The sequence below is a fragment of the Mesorhizobium sp. WSM4848 genome, assembly GCF_055811375.1.
Genome location: NZ_JBVVPX010000142.1, coordinates 1 through 285 on the forward strand (window position 1 = coordinate 1; position 285 = coordinate 285).

At 64.6% G+C, this 285-nt stretch carries 1 pseudogene; it reads left to right on the plus strand.

The features are described 5' to 3' along the window. Positions 1-285, plus strand: a pseudogene (locus tag AC0L16_RS33680) (ATP-dependent DNA ligase); the annotation flags it as partial.

Below are 285 nucleotides of genomic sequence, written 5' to 3' on the forward strand. Positions count from 1 at the left end.
AGCGGGTTAGAGCTTCTTGGGGTCGAGCGCGAGAGGGGCAAGCCGGCCTTTGCCCTGATGGCCGAGCCGGGCACCCGGAAATATGTCGGCAGCGCGTTCGTCAGCGTCAATCGCGAGATGCGTGAGCGGCTTTGGAAACGCGTCCAGGAACATGCCGGCGAGGCACCCAAGGACATGCCAAAGCGGCCGGCAACGCAGTGGGTCAAGGCGGGGATCAAAGCCCGCGTGAAGCACCTCAGGGGCGAGGACGACCTTCGCCACGCTTCGCTTCAGGACTTCTGGGAT